Genomic DNA, 17,331 nt, shown 5'->3' with positions numbered 1-17,331 from the left:
TTACAACAGGTGACACATGAGTCGCGCAAAACTTAAATTTCGGCTGCATCGCGCCGTGATTGTCCTTATCTGTCTGGCGCTGTTGGTGGCACTGATGCAGGGTGCCTCCTGGTTCAGCCAGAAGCATCAGCGCCAGCGAAATCCGCAGTTTGAAGAGCTGGCGAGAACCCTGGCCCGCCAGGTGACGCTCAATCTCACTCCACTGATGCGCACCGAAAACCCCGATGAAAAACGCATCGCCGCCATCTTAAGCCCGCTGACGGAAGAGAGCCGCATTCTGGATGCCAGCGTCTACGATGCCCAGGGTGATCTGGTGGCGCGCGCCGGTGAGAGTATTGAGGTGCGTGATCGGTTAGCGCTGGATGGCAAAAAAGCGGGGGCCTACTTCAATCAGCAGATCGTCGAGCCTATTCAGGGCAAAAGCGGCCCGCTGGGTTATTTGCGCCTGACGCTCGATACTCACACGCTGGCGACAGAGGCCAAACAGGTGGATAACACCACCAATATTCTGCGTCTGATGCTGCTGCTCTCCCTGGCGATTGGCGTGGTGCTGACGCGCACCCTGTTGCAGGGTAAACGCACCCGCTGGCAGCAATCCCCCTTCTTGCTGACGGCGAACAAAGCAGTGCCGGAAGAGGATGAGCAGGAAATGAGAGAGTAGCCGTAGCGGCTTCCCGTACGCCCCCTGATTTTTTAGCAAGGATATCGCCTATGTCGACGCTTCGTCTTCTTATCTCCGACTCTTACGATCCGTGGTTTAACCTGGCGGTTGAAGAGTCGATTTTTCGCCAGATGCCCGCCACGCAGCGGGTACTGTTTCTCTGGCGCAACGCCGATACGGTGGTGATTGGCCGGGCGCAGAATCCGTGGAAAGAGTGCAACACCCGCCGCATGGAAGAGGATAACGTGCGGCTGGCAAGGCGCAGCAGCGGCGGCGGCGCGGTGTTCCACGATCTCGGTAATACCTGTTTTACCTTCATGGCCGGCAAGCCGGAGTATGACAAAACCGTCTCCACGAGCATTGTGCTTCATGCGCTACAGGCGCTGGGCATTAACGCGGACGCCTCCGGGCGCAACGACCTGGTGGTCAAAACCAGCGAGGGGGATCGTAAAATCTCCGGCTCGGCCTATCGCGAAACGCCGGATCGCGGCTTTCATCACGGCACGCTGCTGCTTAACGCCGATCTCAGCCGTCTGGCCAACTATCTCAATCCGGATAAGAAGAAGTTGCAGGCCAAAGGCATCACCTCCGTGCGCGGTCGGGTGGCGAATCTGGTCGATCTGCTGCCGGGCATCACTCATCAGCAGATTTGCGCCGCCGTTACCGAAGCCTTCTTTGAGCACTATGGCGAACGTGTCGAGGCCGAAATTATCTCGCCGGACAAAACGCCGGATCTGCCGAACTTTGCCGAGACCTTTGCCCGCCAGAGCAGTTGGGAGTGGAACTTCGGCCAGGCCCCGGCCTTCAGTCATTTGCTGGATGAGCGTTTTACCTGGGGCGGCGTGGAGCTGCATTTTGATGTCGAAAAAGGGCACATCACCCGCACGCAGATCTTTACCGACAGCCTGAACCCGGCACCGCTGGAAGCGCTGGCGGCACGTTTGCAGGGCTGCCTCTATCGCGCCGATACGCTGGCGCAGGTGTGCGACGCGCTACTGGTAGATTTCCCGCAGCAGCAGCAGGAACTGCGCGAGCTGTCGGCGTGGATCGTGCAAGCCATTCGATAAAGCAGTACGCCTGGCGCTGCGCGTATCGAGTCTGAATAGATACTTGAATAGATTCTCAATCACTATTCTTTTGATTTAAAAAGAAAAGAGTGCAGATATGCAGCAAAAGATGAATAGATAGTCAGGGGAAAAATGCCGGGCAGGCATACCCCCGCCCGGCAGGCAAAATTACGCGTTGTCGCCCAGCAGGACAGATTCCAGCGCGATTTTGATCATGTCGTTGAACGTGGTTTGGCGCTCATCGGAGGTGGTCTGCTCGTGAGTACGGATATGGTCGGACACGGTACAGATGGTCAGTGCTTTCGCACCGAACTCTGCCGCAACGCCGTAGATACCCGCCGCTTCCATCTCTACGCCGAGGATGCCGTACTTCTCCATCACGTCGAACATCTCGCCATCCGGTGAGTAGAAGAGATCGGCGGAAAAGAGGTTACCCACGCGCGCATCGACGCCAAGGTTTTTCGCTGCGTCAACCGCGTTACGCACCATGTCGAAATCCGCGATCGCTGCGAAGTCGTGATCCTTGAAACGCATACGGTTAACTTTGGAGTCGGTGCAGGCACCCATACCGATAACGATGTCACGCAGTTTCACATCCATACGCACGGCACCGCAGGAGCCGACGCGGATGATCTTTTTGACGCCAAAATCGGTGATCAGCTCTTTTGTGTAGATGGAGCAGGAGGGAATACCCATACCGTGACCCATTACAGAGATTTTGCGGCCTTTGTAGGTGCCGGTGTAACCCAGCATGCCGCGCACGTTATTCACTTCACGATAATCTTCGAGAAACGTTTCGGCGATGTGCTTTGCACGCAGCGGATCGCCCGGCATCAGTACGACGTCTGCGAAATCGCCCATTTCTGCATTGATATGTGGGGTTGCCATCGTTACTTCCTTTGACTTGTTAGAAAATGGAGGGCGGGAAAGACCCCGCCCAAAAAGATCAGAACATGGCTTTGCCATACTCCATATCAGAGACGCCGAAGTAGCGGGCGATCGTCTGACCAATATCAGCGAAGGTCTCGCGGTGGCCCAGCGAGCCTGCTTTTACTTTCGGGCCGTAGATCAGTACCGGAATGTGTTCGCGGGTATGATCGGTGCCTTTCCAGGTCGGATCGCAGCCGTGATCGGCGGTGAGGATCAGGATATCATCTTCGCCCACCAGCTCCATCAACTCCGGCAGACGGCGATCGAACAGCTCCAGCCCGCCCGCATAACCGGCGACATCGCGGCGATGGCCCCAGGAGGAGTCAAAATCGACGAAGTTGGTAAAGACAATCGTCTTATCACCCGCCTCTTTCATCTCGGCGATAGTGGCATCAAACAGCGCGTCGAGGCCGGTAGCCTTCACTTTTTTGGTGATACCGCAGTTGGCATAGATATCGGCGATTTTACCGACGGAGACCACCTGCCCATCCTTCTCCTCAACCAGTTTTTGCAGCACCGTCGCGGACGGCGGCTCCACGGCCAAATCGTGACGGTTGCCGGTGCGCTGGAAGTTACCCGCTTTGTCGCCGACAAACGGACGCGCAATCACGCGACCGATGTTGTAACCGCCTTCAGTCAGCTCTTCGCGGGCAATTTCACACAGCTCATAGAGATTATCGAGACCAAAGGTCTCTTCGTGGCAGGCAATCTGGAACACCGAGTCGGCAGAGGTATAGAAAATCGGCTTGCCGGTTTTCATATGCTCTTCGCCGAGCTGGTCAAGAATGACCGTCCCGGAGGAGTGGCAGTTGCCGAGATAACCCGGCAGGTTAGCGCGCTCGACCAGCTTATCCAGCAGCGCCTGCGGGAAGCTGTTTTCGGTATCGCTGAAGTAGCCCCAGTCGAAGAGCACCGGTACACCGGCGATTTCCCAGTGTCCTGACGGCGTATCTTTACCGGAGGAGAGTTCATGCGCCCAGGCATACGCGCCAATAATTTCGGCGTTGCCGTCCATACCGGCAGGAATTTCACCGGTTGCGCCTTCGTGGGCTTTCGCAAGCCCGAGGCGAGTGAGATTCGGTAGATTAAGCGGACCTTTGCGCCCGGTATCTGCTTCACCTTTCGCACAGGCTTCAGCGATGTGGCCGAGAGTGTCGGAACCCGCGTCGCCGAAGCGATCCGCGTCTTCTGTCGCGCCGATGCCGAAAGAGTCCAGCACCATGATAAATGCACGTTTCATATGTTCTCCGTACCTTGTGCTTTGAAAAAAAGCGATCAGATCAGTATACCGCTATTCAGTAATGCGGCGATAGACCGTCGGGGTCTCTTTTGGTGCGCGGTCGCTCACACTTATCGCCGCTTTCACCACCTGCGCGGCGCTCTGCCAGCTGGCTTCATCTTTAGCGTGAATAATGGCGAGCGGACGTTGGCCATCAACCTGTTCACCGAGGCGCACCATATCGGTTAAGCCAACGCTGTAATCAATGGTATCGGACGCCTGGCGGCGACCACCGCCCAAGGAGACCACCGCCATACCCAGCTCGCGGGTATCCATCGCGCTGACAAACCCTTCATCATCGGCGTACACCGCTTTGCTCAGGGTTGCCGTCGGTAGATAGCGATCGTAGTGCTCAACAAAATCATGCGGGCCTTTCTGCGCCGCCACCATGCGCCCGAAGATCTCGGCCGCTTTACCGTTATCCAGCACCGCTTGCAGCTTCGCGCGCGCGTCAGCCTCATCTTTCGCCAGTTTGCCAGAGATGAGCATTTCAGCGCTGAGCGCCATCGTCACCTCAAACAGGCGCGGGTTGCGGTACTCTCCCGTCAGGAACTGCACCGCTTCGCGCACTTCCACCGCGTTACCGCCGCTGGAGGCCAGCACCTGATTCATATCGGTCAGCAGCGCAGTCGTGCGCACGCCGGCACCGTTGGCAACGCCCACTATCGCTTCTGCCAGCTGTTCTGAACGCTCATAGGTCGGCATAAACGCTCCGCTGCCCACCTTCACATCCATTACCAGCGCATCGAGACCTTCCGCCAGTTTTTTGGCGAGGATCGAGGCGGTAATCAGCGGGATAGAGTCAACGGTGGCGGTAATATCGCGGGTGGCGTAGAAGCGCTTATCTGCCGGAGCCAGCGAGTTGGTCTGGCCGATAATCGCCACGCCAACCTCTTTGATGATGTCGCGAAAACGCTGGTCAGAGGGGAAAATATCAAAGCCCGGAATCGCTTCCAGCTTATCGAGCGTGCCGCCCGTATGGCCGAGGCCGCGCCCGGAGATCATCGGGATATAGCCGCCGCAGGCCGCCACCATCGGGCCAAGCATCAGTGATGTCACATCGCCCACGCCGCCGGTGGAGTGCTTATCCACTACCGGGCCATTAAGATCGAGGCTTTTCCAGTCAAGCACGGTACCGGAGTCGCGCATCGCCATGGTCAGCGAGACGCGCTCCGGCATGCTCATATCGTGGAAGAAAATGGTCATCGCCAGCGCGGCGATCTGCCCTTCAGAAACGGTGTTATCGCGAATTCCGTTGATAAAGAAACGGATTTCTTCATCACTCAGCGCGATGCCATCGCGTTTTTTACGAATAATTTCTTGAGCGAGAAACAAGGTAACCCCCTGAGGATAGAGAGGGCCGGGCAACGGTTGAGCCCGGCAATGCGGCAAATGATGGCGCAGCGCCATCAGGCAAACATCAGTAAGCGCTGGCGCTTTTACCGTCGCCATGACCGAGCGCTTTCAGCAGGCTCGCCAGCAGGCTGGACGCGCCAAAGCGGTAGTGACGCGCATCGGCCCAGTCGGCACCAAACAGTTCATCAGCAATCGCCAGGTACTGCTGCGCATCTTCCGCGGTGCGCACACCGCCCGCCGGTTTAAAACCAACGCTTTTTTCCACGCCCATATCGCGGATCACTTCCAGCATGATGCGCGCACTTTCAGGGGTGGCGTTGACCGGCACTTTACCGGTGGACGTTTTAATAAAATCAGCCCCGGCTTTGATGGCGATTTCAGAAGCTTTGCGGATCAATGCTTCCTCTTTCAATTCACCGGTTTCGATAATCACTTTTAGCAGCACATTCGCTGCCGCACAGGCCTCTTTACACGCTTTCACCAGATCGAAACCGACCTGCTCGTTACCGGCGATCAGCGCGCGGTAAGGGAAAACAACGTCAACTTCGTCCGCGCCGTAGGCGATGGCCGCACGGGTTTCTGCCAGCGCGATATCGATATCGTCATTACCGTGCGGGAAGTTGGTGACGGTGGCGATGCGGATCTCCGGCGTGCCCTGCTCGTTCAGGGTCTTACGCGCAATCGGGATAAAACGCGGGTAGATGCAGATCGCGGCGGTATTGCCGACCGGGGTTTTCGCCTGATGACACAGCGCAATGACTTTCTCATTGGTGTCGTCATCATTCAGGGTGGTCAGGTCCATCAGTTTCAGCGCGCGCAGGCTGCTGGCAGTTAAATCAGTCATATTCTCTCCGACGGCATCAGCCGTTTTAGTTCGGTTTGTGAGTATTCTAACATTCACTCACAATTACACTTCGACATGCATCACAGTTAGCAAAAAGTTTGCTCATGCTTGCATAACCGCAACGCGACATTGATCAACTTATTTCGCCATAGAAAGGCAAGAAGACGTAAGAGCGGCCGTAGTAAGCCCACGCCATTTGAGTGTGAGAATTTTAACACAGGCGAACCAGCCTGCCGACGAAAAAGCGTTATAGCCGCGAATCAGGCAGAGCGAAGAGGCGTTGCGTATTGTGAAACAGAGCGTTTGCAATCACATCCGGCGCTTCTGATCGTAGCTCGCACAGAGTTTCGAAAACCTTTGCCGCCCGCTCGGGGCGATTGGGCTGCCCCTGAAAACCGTTGAGCGGCATATCGGGCGCGTCGGTTTCAAGCAGCAGCGAGTCGAGTGGCAGTTGCGCCATCACATCGCGGGTTTTGCTGGCGCGTGGATAGGTAATGGTGCCGCCAACGCCGATAGCGTAGCCCAGATCGATAAAGCGCTGCGCTTGTTGCAGGCTACCGGCGAAGCCGTGCACCACGCCAGTTCGCGGCAGGTTATGCTTTTTCAGGTGCATTGCCAGCTTGTCATGGGTGCGGCGGGAGTGAAGAAGAACCGGCAAATCATAGCGCTTCGCCATTTTTAGCTGCGCATCAAGCAGTTCCTGCTGGCGCTCAAACTGCGGATTATCGCGATAAAGATCGAGGCCGATTTCGCCGATGGCGATCACCTTATCAGGCCGGGTGGCGAGCAGCGCATCCAGCTCTTCCAGGCTCTGCTGCGTATGCTCCTCGACCACAATCGGGTGGAGGCCCAGTGCGGCATAGAGGGCGTGATGCTGCCGCGCAAGGTTGCAGACGCGGTCAAAATAGCGGGCAGCGATGGCGGGCACAATAATGCGCTCGACGCCCGCCTCTGCCGCGCGGGCGATACTGGCCGCTTCATCGCCTTTAAAGGGTTCGAAATCGAAATGGCAGTGGGTATCGATAAAACGGAAACTCACGCGCTGTCCTCATTATTGAGCGAAATATCGTTGGCCTCCGGCGCGCTCACCAGCGGCAGATCAAGGGCGTCGTTCGCCACCTCAGCGGGCGGCACCACGCGTGTTGTCGGCGCGACGACCGGCGTATAGCGCAGCAGCGGCGGCGTTTCGGCCAGCAGCTTGCCCACCGTCGCCAGAAAGTAGCGCCCGCATAAGCGGCCAATTTTATAATCTTCCCGCAGCGCCGGTAAACGGCTGCCGAGCGCCATGCTTTTTAACAACTTCGGCGGGTAGATTTCGATGATGCGCAGCTTGCCCGGCGGGGATTCAATAAACTGCTGCGTGGCGAGATAGCTCTTTTCATGATGCTGCACCAGGTTGACCAGCGACTGCAGGCTGCTCTCGCCGAGCCAGCGCTCCATACGCTTAAACCACTGTGGCGTGTAGTACATCTGCGACGGTACGGTGCGGATCACCACGATGGTATCGGCCCCGCGCCGCGTGGCTTCCTGTACGGGTATGGCGTCGCTGACGCCGCCATCAAGGTAGTTTACGCCGCTCAGCGCCACACCGGTGCGATAGAAGCCAGGAATGGCGCTTGAGGCGCGGATCAGATCAAGCCATGTCTGGTGATTAGGTACAAAATACTCGGCCGAATAATCATCCTGGCGGCAGGCGCACATGTAAAAGGCCTTCCCGGCATCAAAGGCGCGCACGGCATAATCCATCGCCAGCGGCATCTCTGTCGCAGTGGCGTTAACCAGCCAGTCAAGATCGATAAGATTGCCGCCGCGCACAAAGCGCAGCGGGTCGAAAAATTCCCGTCGCGTGGTGTAGCGCATAATCACTTTGCGCGCATACCCCGGTTGGTTACAGACATAGGCCGACAGGTTCTGTGCCCCGGCAGAAGTGCCGAAGAAGAGATCGAAAGGGTTGAAGTCGGCGCGCATAAACTCATCCAGCACGCCCGCAGTAAAAATACCGCGCTGGCCGCCGCCTTCGCACACCAGTGCCAGACGTCCCGGTCGAAAGGGTTTCAGCGCCAGCGGCGCAATATTGCCGAGCGTGATGGGAATATGTTGCCCCACTTCGTTTTCCTTTTAAGCAATTGTCACAACAAAGTAGCGCAATATTTAAGACCCTGAAACAGCAAAGCCAGTCACGAGGACTGGCTTTAATGTAACCGAAGTTTAAGCGTGTTTAACGCTACGGGCGCCGACGACCCATGAACAGGCTGACCAGGAACAGAACGATACCAACGATGAAGACGATTTTCGCCGCACCGGCTGCTGTACCTGCCAAACCACCAAAGCCCAGAGCGGCGGCAATTAACGCGATAACCAGAAAAATAATGCCCCAACGAAACATAAAACTCTCCTTAACCATAGTTAATGTCGACCGCATGTGATGGGCCCTCAGGATGCCCATCCGCGATGTTTCCTGCTAAGTATCTATCGCGCCCGGACACCGCCAGGCGCGGATTTTTCACGTACTCTTATTTAACTTTCAGGTCGTTCTTCACGCTTTTCACGCCGTCGACTGCTTTGGCGATGCTTTCAGCGCGCTCACTTTGAGCCTTGGACTCTACCGTGCCGGATAACTGAACGACGCCGTCAGTGGTTTCCACTTTCACCATACGGGACGGGACGTTTTCATCGGCCAGCAGCTTCGCTTTAATTTCGCTGGTGGTGGCGGTATCACCCGCGTAACCTTTCGCGGTGCTCTCTTTCGCATCACGAACGTGCAGTTTGTCGCTTACCGAAGCCACACCTTCTACACCTTTCGCCACGGAAACCGCCTCTTCAGCCTGTTTCTGGCTTTCGACGAAACCGCTCAGGGTTACCACTTTTTTATCCGTCTTCACGGAGATATCGGTGCTCTTAATGCTTTCATGATCGACCAGCGCTGCTTTAACTTTTGCAGTAATGGTACTGTCGTCCATGAATCCACCGACTTTATTCATAGAGCTATCAATTTTGTCCCCTGCACTGGACGCGGTGCTTTGCGCTTTATCAGTGGTGGTTTCCGCCGCCAGGGCAGAACCCGTGGTCAGAACAGAGCCCAGCGTGATAGCCAGCAGGGTTTTAGAAAGAGTCAGCTTTGTCATAGTCATCGATGTTATTCCTGTATGTTTGCCCACCATTTGGGCTGAAGCAGCAAGAAGCTGCCAACTGCTGCGGTGAAATTCACCCTATCAACGTCAATGGTTGCGATCACATTCCGGCAAATCGCTGCGTTGATGCAGTTGTTAATGTTATCCTGTGATGGATTGAGTGGATAAAAGACCATTAAAAACGTATTAAGCAGTACTTTCGGCCACACACCTTGTCATCACTTTGTTAAATATAGATCACTCTCGACAAAGATCCTGTTGGAGTGGATAAAAAGCGAGCAACAGACAGAAAAAGCGAGGGTTTTAAGAACTTTCCGCAAGAAACGGCAGCGTGGAAAAGAGGCCGGAGCGCAGCATCTGCCGCGCTCCGTAGAGGGATTAGTGTTCGCGGGTTTTATGGAAGGTGACTTCCGGGTAACGCTCTTGTGTCAGGTTAAGGTTAACCATGGTTGGCGCGATATAGGTGAGGTTATCGCCGCCATCAAGCGCCAGCTGGATCTCATTCTTACGCTTAAACTCTTCAAACTTCTTCACGTCGCCGCTCTCGACCCAACGCGCGGTTGCCACGTTGACGGACTCATAGACCGCTTCGACGTTGTATTCGCTCTTCAGACGCGCGACCACCACATCAAACTGCAGCACACCGACCGCGCCGACAATCAAATCGTTGTTGGCAATCGGGCGGAAGACCTGTACCGCGCCCTCTTCTGAAAGCTGAACCAGGCCTTTAAGCAGCTGTTTCTGCTTCAGCGGATCGCGCAGGCGAATACGGCGGAAGAGTTCAGGGGCAAAGTTCGGGATGCCGGTGAACTTCATCATTTCACCCTGTGTGAAGGTGTCGCCAATCTGAATGGTGCCATGGTTGTGCAGACCGATGATGTCGCCGGGATAGGCTTCTTCAACGTGCGAGCGGTCACCCGCCATAAAGGTCAGCGCATCGGAGATCACCACATCTTTACCGGTACGCACCTGGCGCAGCTTCATCCCTTTTTCGTAGCGCCCGGATACCACGCGCATAAAGGCAACGCGGTCGCGGTGCTTCGGATCCATGTTGGCCTGGATCTTAAAGACAAAGCCGGTGAACTTCTCATCGTCCGCTTTCACTTCGCGTACATCGGTTTTACGCGGCATCGGTGCCGGTGCCCACTCAACTAAGCCATCCAGCATATGATCGACGCCAAAGTTACCCAGCGCGGTGCCGAAGAAGACCGGCGTCAGCGCGCCGCTCAGGAAGCGATCCTGGTCGAATTCGTTGGAGGCACCCTGCACCAGCTCCAGCTCATCACGCAGCTGTTGGGCCAGATCCTCGCCAACGGCGGCATCCAGCTCCGGGTTATTCAGCCCTTTAACGATGCGCACTTCCTGAATGGTGTGGCCTTTACCGGTCTGATAAAGGTAGGTTTCATCTTTATAGAGGTGGTAAACCCCTTTAAACAGCTTGCCGCAGCCGATTGGCCAGGTGATCGGCGCACAGGCGATCTTCAGCTCGCTCTCCACCTCATCCAGCAGCTCCATCGGATCGCGGATGTCACGGTCGAGTTTGTTCATAAAGGTGAGGATCGGCGTATCGCGCAGACGGGTCACTTCCATCAGCTTACGGGTACGATCTTCGACGCCCTTCGCCGCATCGATCACCATCAGACAGCAGTCAACGGCGGTTAAGGTGCGGTAGGTATCTTCGGAGAAGTCTTCGTGCCCCGGGGTGTCGAGCAGGTTGATCAGGTTCTCGCGGTACGGGAACTGCATCACGGACGTGGTGATGGAGATACCACGCTGCTTCTCCATCTCCATCCAGTCAGATTTTGCATGCTGGTTGGAGCCACGGCCTTTTACCGTACCGGCGGTCTGGATCGCCTGTCCGAACAGCAACACCTTTTCGGTGATGGTGGTTTTACCGGCATCGGGGTGCGAGATGATAGCGAACGTGCGGCGCTTCGCCACCTCTTGGTAATAAGGAGACAACGTCATAATTAAGTTCTTCTGTGTAATTGCGCGGCACTGAGCCCCGCGTTAAAGACGAAAAATGCGGCTATTGTACTCAACGGTTGAGTGCAGACAATCAATGTTTACACAGGAGTTGCTCCAGTTCGTTCAGGGACGTCACCGTCCAGGTCGGGTGGATACCCTCAGGCAGCGCGCGGTGATGGGCATTGAGCCAGCAGGTCGATAGCCCCGCGTTGATGCCGCCCAGAATATCCGACTCCGCCGTGTCGCCAACCATTAAGACGCGATCGCGGGATGGGTTACCAGCCTGCTTCAGCGCATACTCAAAGATCCGTGGATCCGGTTTGGCCACACCCACCTGTTCAGAGATCACTAACAGATCAAAATAGTCGCGCATTCCGGTGCGTTCCAGGCGAATTTGCTGCAAGGCGGTAAAACCGTTGGTGATGATGCCGATTTTCACTTTGCCCTTCAGGCTGTCGAGCAGCGACACCGCGCCCGGCAGCGGCGCGCAGATTTCCGCCATCGCGTTGAGAAACGCTTCATTCAGCATGCCCGGCGGCACATCCAGCCGCTCGGACCAGCTCTGAAAACGCTTATGCTGCAACTGCAACGCGGTGATCGCGCCGTTCTGGTAATCGACCCATAAAGGCTTATTAACAGACTGATATTCTGCGAAATCCTGGTCGGTGAATGTCACGCTATAGTCAAGAAACATCCGTTGTAAGCCGCCAAACGCGTCGAAGGTGAAGAGCGTTTCATCAGCGTCAAAGAGTATCCAGTCCCATTTCATTACATCACCTTTATTCAATTACAGAGGAAGCGCCATGATGATGGCATCCTCACGCCCGTGGGCCGTGGGATAGTAGTTGCGCCGGATGGTCGCTTCGTTAAAGCCTAAACTCTCGTACAGCGCGATGGCGGGCCGGTTAGAGGCACGAACCTCCAGCCACAGCGTCAACACATCGCGCTTTTCCAGCTCGCTAATTAAGTGCTCAAGCAGCTGGCGCCCCAGCCCCTGGCGCTGCCAGGCGGGATCGACGGCGATATTGAACAGCGTGGCTTCATCAAGCACCACCTGCGTAATGGCGAAAGCCGCCATCTCGTCACCTACCATCAGCCGATAGTTGAGGTAGCGCTCCCCCTGATTGCTGGCAAGCGTTTTTTCGCTCCAGGGAAAGGCGTGCGCCCGGGTCTCTATTTCATAAGCGCGGGGCAGATCAGTCGTGCTGAGGGAAGAAATCGTGTTCATGTTCGCAGATTTGTTGCCATAACGCGGCGCGTGCCGCAGGGTTTGCGCGTAGCTCATCAACAGCGGGCGTCGAGACTTGCGCGCCCGACAGCGGCAGCGGCGCATCAATGCCCAGCAGCCAGCTGTTGCAATGGCTCTCGGGCGGCAGCATCGCGACGCGATCCGGGGTGAGTTGCAGCACCTGATCTGCCGTTACGGTCAGGGCACGCAGCACGTCGGTGACAAGCGGATCGTTTAATGCAGGCAGCGCCGCCGAGACCATTACCAAACGAACATGCGCGGGCAGCGAAATGGCGATCTCGCCCTGTAACGCCGTCGGGCGGCGCAGGGTCCACTGGGTAATGCCCAGCTGCTGTAATTGCCAGTCGCGTCGGGAAGTCATCGTGAAACACTCCTGTATCAGGCGCGCAAATATAACAAACTCGTCGAAAATGCGCCATCAACACGCGGTTATCGTGGAAGAGGTACTAAGTGAAAGAGAATAAAACGGTTTCACTTAGACATAATGAAGACGCAGCCAACAAAGAGGCTGCGCGGAGGATAACGTGTTACACAAAATCATTCGTGTTGCGTCGAGGCGGCAAGGATGAATATCCCCAGGAGCTTACAAGAGTAAGTGACTGAGGTATAAAGACGCAGCCAACAAAGAGGCAGTGCGAAGGATAACGTGTTACACAAAATCATTCGTGTTGCGTCGAGGCGGCAAGGATGAATATCCCCAGGAGCTTACAAGAGTAAGTGACTGGGGTATGAAGACGCTGCCAACAAAGAGGCAGCGCGAAGGATAACGTGTATAATCCCTGGCTCAGTTTAAAGAGGAACACGTAATGTCTGCTTTTACCCCGGCAAGTGAAGTCTTGCTGCGCCACAGTGATGATTTCGAATCTAACCATATTCTTTTTGCCGGTGATCTGCAGGACGACCTGCCTGCGCGTCTGGAGAGTGCCGGGAGCCGTGCCTGGACCCAGCAGTTCCATCAGTGGCAAACCCTGAGCCAGCAGATGGGCGAGCGCGCCAGTTTTAGCCTGGTGGCGGATAGCGCGATGATTGGCGAGAGCGATACGCTTATTTACTACTGGCCGAAAAATAAGCCGGAAGCGCTGTTCCAGCTGATCAATCTGCTCTCTCTGCTGCCGGTGGGCACGGATATTTTTGTCGTTGGCGAAAACCGCAGCGGCGTGCGCAGCGCCGAGCAAATGCTGGCGGAGTATTGCACACTGAATAAAGTCGACAGCGCACGTCGCTGCGGGCTTTATCATGGCCGCCTCGATAAGAATCCGGCCTTTGATCCTGACGGCTTCTGGGGTGAGTATGCGCTGGACTCCCTGACGATTAAAACCATGCCGGGCGTCTTCAGCCGCGACGGGCTGGATGTGGGTAGCCAGTTGCTGCTCTCCACCCTGACGCCGCATACTAAAGGCAAGGTGCTGGATGTCGGTTGTGGCACAGGCGTGCTGGCAGCGGCGCTGGCGAGCCATTCGCCGAAAGTGCGTTTAACCCTGTGTGACGTTTCGGCCCCGGCTATCGAAGCCAGCCGCGCGACGCTTGCGGCAAACGGGTTCGAGGGCGAGGTTTTTGCCAGTAATGTCTTCTCTGAAGTGACCGGTCGCTTCGATATGATCATCTCCAATCCACCGTTCCATGACGGGTTGCAGACCAGCCTGGAAGCGGCGCAAACGCTGATCCGTGGCGCGGTGCGTCACCTTAACAGCGGCGGTGAGTTGCGCATTGTGGCGAACGCCTTCCTGCCCTATCCGGACGTGCTGGATCAGACCTTCGGTTTCCATGAAGTGATCGCGCAGACCGGACGCTTTAAGGTTTACCGCACCGTGATGACGCGCCAGGCGCTGAAGAAATAAGCCCTCCCCCGGCGGGCCTGCTCGCCGGGTGAATTCCCTCACCTGTTAGCCGACGCCCATTTTTGCAGCAATCGACGACTCCGCGCGCAATTAACTGTTGACGAAAAGTTGAAAACATCTAGAATGCGCCTCCGTGGTAACGATACTTCTGGTATCGATGGTATGCGAAGGTGGCGGAATTGGTAGACGCGCTAGCTTCAGGTGTTAGTGTCCTTACGGACGTGGGGGTTCAAGTCCCCCCCCTCGCACCATAAACCACGCAGATATCGCTCGCACTGTGCGAAGGTGGCGGAATTGGTAGACGCGCTAGCTTCAGGTGTTAGTGTTCTTACGGACGTGGGGGTTCAAGTCCCCCCCCTCGCACCAACGAGGCGATATCTACAAGTAAGATGACTGTGCGAAGGTGGCGGAATTGGTAGACGCGCTAGCTTCAGGTGTTAGTGTCCTTACGGACGTGGGGGTTCAAGTCCCCCCCCTCGCACCAGATATCTTGCTCACCTCTCTTCTCCTCCCTCAGTTACATCATCATTTTCAAATTCAGTAGCATCAAAATGACTCCGCCGCTCAGAGCAATGCCTGATGGCAACAGAACGTAATGACGCAAGCGTTTATGGTAAAGCATTACTGGCGTCAATAATAAACCCAGTAATATCACCGCGCGCCAGCTATTAACCGACAGGTCTGCCATCGCTAATGCGGTCACAATGAGGCCCGGAAAAACGATCCCCCAACGACTTCCCAACGCACGCTGCAACATGGCTTCATCTCTTCAATTACGAATGATAACCAATAACATATGATAAATTTTCTCATTTGTCAGTAGAGGCATACCGCTGGAAGATTCTGCATCTTCTAATGACAGCCATTGAGGAAGGTGATAAATTAAGCACCGCTTAAATAAAAATTCTTATCACTAATTTTTCGCGATGACGATTTCATTGCGCCACTTTATTCTATGACTCATAACGCACTGAAAAACTGCGGATAAATACGACCTATAGGTATGACATCACAAACATGGCAATCTCTTTGTAATAAGAGATATCGATTGTCCCTACGTCTCTTTTTACTGCTCAACGCCATTTCAGCACTCTTCTCTATGGTGGTGCCGCTCTATAATCTGCACGCCGTAACGCTGCCGGTTGGCGCGATCTTCACGCTCAGCGCGGTGCTACCCGCGTGGCACAAATTTTACCCCAGAAGCAAAATCAACATCACACTGATCTCACTGCTGTTTGGCTGCCTGTGGGCGTGGCATGTTGTTCTTAAAGCGAAACTGATAGGCGATGATGCTTCAGCATATCTGCTGGTGGCGCTGCTTAGCGTTCTCTTTATCGGCACTATCGCCTTCTCCAATAATGTCATCGCCTTCCTGCTCCACTCGCTACCGCTTTTTGTGACCAGCTTATGGCTGAATGAGTCGGAGAGCTGCATGCGTCTCATTTATAGCTTCTCTCTCCCCGTCATCGGGATTGCTATTCAGCATGCGATTCAGAAGCGCAACGATAATTTTGCCCGCGCCTTGATGCAGCGGTTAATGCAGGAGCGGAAAACGTTGAACGACCTGAGCATGCTGGACCCGCTCACCGGTCTCTATAACCGCCGTGGATTACAGCATAAGCTCGATAACCTGCTTGCCGTTGATGACAGCAGCCGTTTTGTTCTGCTGTTGGATATCGATCACTTCAAAGCCTATAACGACCATTACGGGCACATGATGGGCGACCAGGCGCTTATCCGCGTCTCTGCCGCCCTGCGCGATGCCGTGCGCTCACGGGATATTGTGGCTCGCTTTGGCGGGGAAGAATTCATGATTTTATTAAACAATATCGATCAGGAGCAGGCGCGTCTGGCCGCAGAGCATATCCGCCAGCGGGTCTACGATCTAAAGATCCCGCATATGTTTAACGAGAGTGTCGCCACCAATGTCACCGTCAGTATCGGCATTGCGCCGTTGCAGAATAACGATATTGATGCCGCGCTGACGCAGGCGGATAAAGCACTGTATGAGGCCAAGCATTTAGGTCGTAACAGTATTCTGGTCAGCGGAGACTTACAGCTGGCCTGACGTGCGCTGGCGCTAACTTTACGATAAACATCTTGCTATCGGTTTCACCTCTGGATAGGATTGGCAATCATTATCATTTAGATTCCTTCTCCAGCTGGGGCTATGGCATACCGTACCGCATCGATTACGCAACATGTTATCTGGCAAAGCCCGCTCTATGATGAGCGTGATTCGCTGGCCATTGCCATGCGTGATGCCATTGCCAGCACGCGGGCCCACCTGCTCGATTACCTGCGCCTTAACGAAGCCGCCCCTCACCATACGATGACGCTGGCGGAGTGGTCGCGCCCGACGGCATTAAGCTCGCTTATCGCTACCTACGCCGATCATATTTACCGAAACAATCCCACCCAGCCGCGTGAAAGCAAACCGCTGCTCTCGCTGTGGGCGCAATGGTATCTCGGGCTGATGGTACCGCCGCTTTTGCTGACGCTGTTAACGCAAAAGAGCGCGCTGGATTTAGACCCTGATAACTTCCATGTTGAATTTCATGAAAGCGGGCGCGCCGCCTGCTTCTGGATCGATGTCCAGCAGGATCACAGCCTGACGCTGAAAAGTGATGCCGAGCGTATTGCCGCTCTGGTTACACACACAATTCAGCCCGTTATCAAGGCGCTGGAAGCGACGGGCGACATCAATGGCAAACTAATCTGGAGCAACACCGGCTATTTGATTAACTGGTATCTGGGCGAGATGATGCCGCTTATTGGCGAAACCCGGCTGGCGGCCCTGCGCCAGACCTGCTTTTTTGAAAAAGCGCTTGCCGACGGCAGCGATAACCCGCTGTGGCGCACGGTAGTGCTGCGCGACGGCGCGTTGGTGCGCCGGACATGCTGCCAGCGCTACCGCCTGCCGGATGTTCAGCAGTGCGGCGACTGCACGCTGAAATAGCGTTGTACGCTGGAATAAAAACGGGGCGATGATTCGCCCCTTTTTTGTA

Annotated in this window: 18 protein-coding genes and 3 tRNA genes; 8 read left to right on the top strand and 13 right to left on the bottom strand. The window is 55.5% G+C overall.

What is annotated here, in order from left to right; translation table 11 throughout:
• Positions 1-16 precede the first annotated feature (16 nt).
• Positions 17-661 carry a YtjB family periplasmic protein gene (locus HF650_RS03785; protein WP_187801243.1) on the top strand — a complete coding sequence of 215 codons (645 nt, stop codon included), beginning with the start codon at positions 17-19 and terminating at the stop codon, positions 659-661.
• Between the two features lie 50 nt (positions 662-711).
• Positions 712-1,728 carry a lipoate--protein ligase LplA gene (gene lplA / locus HF650_RS03780; protein WP_187801242.1) on the top strand — a complete coding sequence of 339 codons (1,017 nt, stop codon included), beginning with the start codon at positions 712-714 and terminating at the stop codon, positions 1,726-1,728.
• A 168-nt stretch (positions 1,729-1,896) separates the two neighbouring features.
• Here lplA and deoD read toward each other — a convergent pair whose 3' ends face one another.
• The 12 genes from deoD to HF650_RS03720 all read right to left on the bottom strand — a co-directional run bounded on the left by deoD (position 1,897) and on the right by HF650_RS03720 (position 12,846).
• Positions 1,897-2,616, bottom strand: coding sequence for a purine-nucleoside phosphorylase (deoD, locus tag HF650_RS03775; RefSeq protein WP_023480392.1), 720 nt, complete (start codon positions 2,614-2,616; stop codon positions 1,897-1,899).
• Between the two features lie 58 nt (positions 2,617-2,674).
• Positions 2,675-3,898 carry a phosphopentomutase gene (gene deoB, locus HF650_RS03770; RefSeq protein WP_187801241.1) on the bottom strand — a complete coding sequence of 408 codons (1,224 nt, stop codon included), beginning with the start codon at positions 3,896-3,898 and terminating at the stop codon, positions 2,675-2,677.
• A 51-nt stretch (positions 3,899-3,949) separates the two neighbouring features.
• Positions 3,950-5,272: a thymidine phosphorylase gene (gene deoA / locus HF650_RS03765; RefSeq protein ID WP_187801240.1), complete on the bottom strand. Its 1,323-nt coding sequence runs from the start codon at positions 5,270-5,272 to the stop codon at positions 3,950-3,952.
• Positions 5,273-5,357: 85 nt separating this feature from the next.
• Positions 5,358-6,137 (bottom strand): deoxyribose-phosphate aldolase, encoded by a 780-nt coding sequence (deoC, locus tag HF650_RS03760; RefSeq protein ID WP_187801239.1) that lies wholly within the window; start codon positions 6,135-6,137, stop codon positions 5,358-5,360.
• A 247-nt stretch (positions 6,138-6,384) separates the two neighbouring features.
• Positions 6,385-7,176, bottom strand: a complete 792-nt coding sequence (locus HF650_RS03755) for a TatD family hydrolase (protein ID WP_187801238.1) — start codon at positions 7,174-7,176, stop codon at positions 6,385-6,387.
• On the bottom strand, positions 7,173-8,243 hold the full coding sequence (locus HF650_RS03750) for a patatin family protein (RefSeq protein ID WP_187801237.1): 1,071 nt from the start codon (positions 8,241-8,243) through the stop codon (positions 7,173-7,175). The genes HF650_RS03755 and HF650_RS03750 overlap by 4 nt, the downstream gene beginning before the upstream one ends.
• Before the next feature lie 118 nt (positions 8,244-8,361).
• Positions 8,362-8,523 carry a DUF1328 family protein gene (locus HF650_RS03745; RefSeq protein WP_023480205.1) on the bottom strand — a complete coding sequence of 54 codons (162 nt, stop codon included), beginning with the start codon at positions 8,521-8,523 and terminating at the stop codon, positions 8,362-8,364.
• A 127-nt stretch (positions 8,524-8,650) separates the two neighbouring features.
• Positions 8,651-9,268 carry a molecular chaperone OsmY gene (gene osmY / locus HF650_RS03740; protein ID WP_023480446.1) on the bottom strand — a complete coding sequence of 206 codons (618 nt, stop codon included), beginning with the start codon at positions 9,266-9,268 and terminating at the stop codon, positions 8,651-8,653.
• A gap of 378 nt (positions 9,269-9,646) precedes the next feature.
• On the bottom strand, positions 9,647-11,236 hold the full coding sequence (gene prfC, locus HF650_RS03735) for a peptide chain release factor 3 (RefSeq protein ID WP_187801236.1): 1,590 nt from the start codon (positions 11,234-11,236) through the stop codon (positions 9,647-9,649).
• A gap of 91 nt (positions 11,237-11,327) precedes the next feature.
• A complete protein-coding gene (yjjG, locus tag HF650_RS03730) occupies positions 11,328-12,005 on the bottom strand; it encodes a pyrimidine 5'-nucleotidase (RefSeq protein WP_187801235.1) in 678 nt (225 codons plus the stop codon).
• Positions 12,006-12,023: 18 nt separating this feature from the next.
• Entirely contained in the window at positions 12,024-12,464 is a 441-nt protein-coding gene (rimI, locus tag HF650_RS03725; protein WP_187801234.1) for a ribosomal protein S18-alanine N-acetyltransferase, read from the bottom strand.
• Positions 12,433-12,846 carry a DNA polymerase III subunit psi gene (locus HF650_RS03720; RefSeq protein WP_187801233.1) on the bottom strand — a complete coding sequence of 138 codons (414 nt, stop codon included), beginning with the start codon at positions 12,844-12,846 and terminating at the stop codon, positions 12,433-12,435. Before HF650_RS03720 ends, rimI begins: the two co-directional genes overlap by 32 nt.
• Positions 12,847-13,291: 445 nt before the next feature.
• Here HF650_RS03720 and rsmC point away from each other — a divergent pair, with 445 nt between their 5' ends.
• The 4 genes from rsmC (at position 13,292) to HF650_RS03700 (ending at position 14,807) form a co-directional block, all read left to right on the top strand.
• A complete protein-coding gene (rsmC, locus tag HF650_RS03715) occupies positions 13,292-14,323 on the top strand; it encodes a 16S rRNA (guanine(1207)-N(2))-methyltransferase RsmC (protein ID WP_187801232.1) in 1,032 nt (343 codons plus the stop codon).
• Positions 14,324-14,487: 164 nt separating this feature from the next.
• Positions 14,488-14,574, top strand: a tRNA-Leu gene (locus HF650_RS03710).
• Positions 14,575-14,602: 28 nt separating this feature from the next.
• A tRNA-Leu gene (locus HF650_RS03705) sits at positions 14,603-14,689 on the top strand.
• A 31-nt stretch (positions 14,690-14,720) separates the two neighbouring features.
• Positions 14,721-14,807 (top strand) — tRNA-Leu (locus tag HF650_RS03700).
• A gap of 33 nt (positions 14,808-14,840) precedes the next feature.
• Here the strand turns inward: HF650_RS03700 and HF650_RS03695 are convergent.
• Positions 14,841-15,080 (bottom strand): DUF1435 domain-containing protein, encoded by a 240-nt coding sequence (locus HF650_RS03695; protein ID WP_187801231.1) that lies wholly within the window; start codon positions 15,078-15,080, stop codon positions 14,841-14,843.
• Positions 15,081-15,326: 246 nt separating this feature from the next.
• On the opposite strand from HF650_RS03695, the gene HF650_RS03690 reads away from it, so the two are divergent.
• Positions 15,327-16,391: a GGDEF domain-containing protein gene (locus tag HF650_RS03690; RefSeq protein WP_187801230.1), complete on the top strand. Its 1,065-nt coding sequence runs from the start codon at positions 15,327-15,329 to the stop codon at positions 16,389-16,391.
• A 102-nt stretch (positions 16,392-16,493) separates the two neighbouring features.
• A complete protein-coding gene (fhuF, locus tag HF650_RS03685; protein WP_187801229.1) occupies positions 16,494-17,282 on the top strand; it encodes a siderophore-iron reductase FhuF in 789 nt (262 codons plus the stop codon).
• Positions 17,283-17,331 lie beyond the last annotated feature (49 nt).

Source organism: Kosakonia sp. SMBL-WEM22 (genome assembly GCF_014490785.1).
GTDB lineage: Bacteria > Pseudomonadota > Gammaproteobacteria > Enterobacterales > Enterobacteriaceae > Kosakonia.
This window is presented reverse-complemented; position numbering and strand designations above follow the sequence as displayed.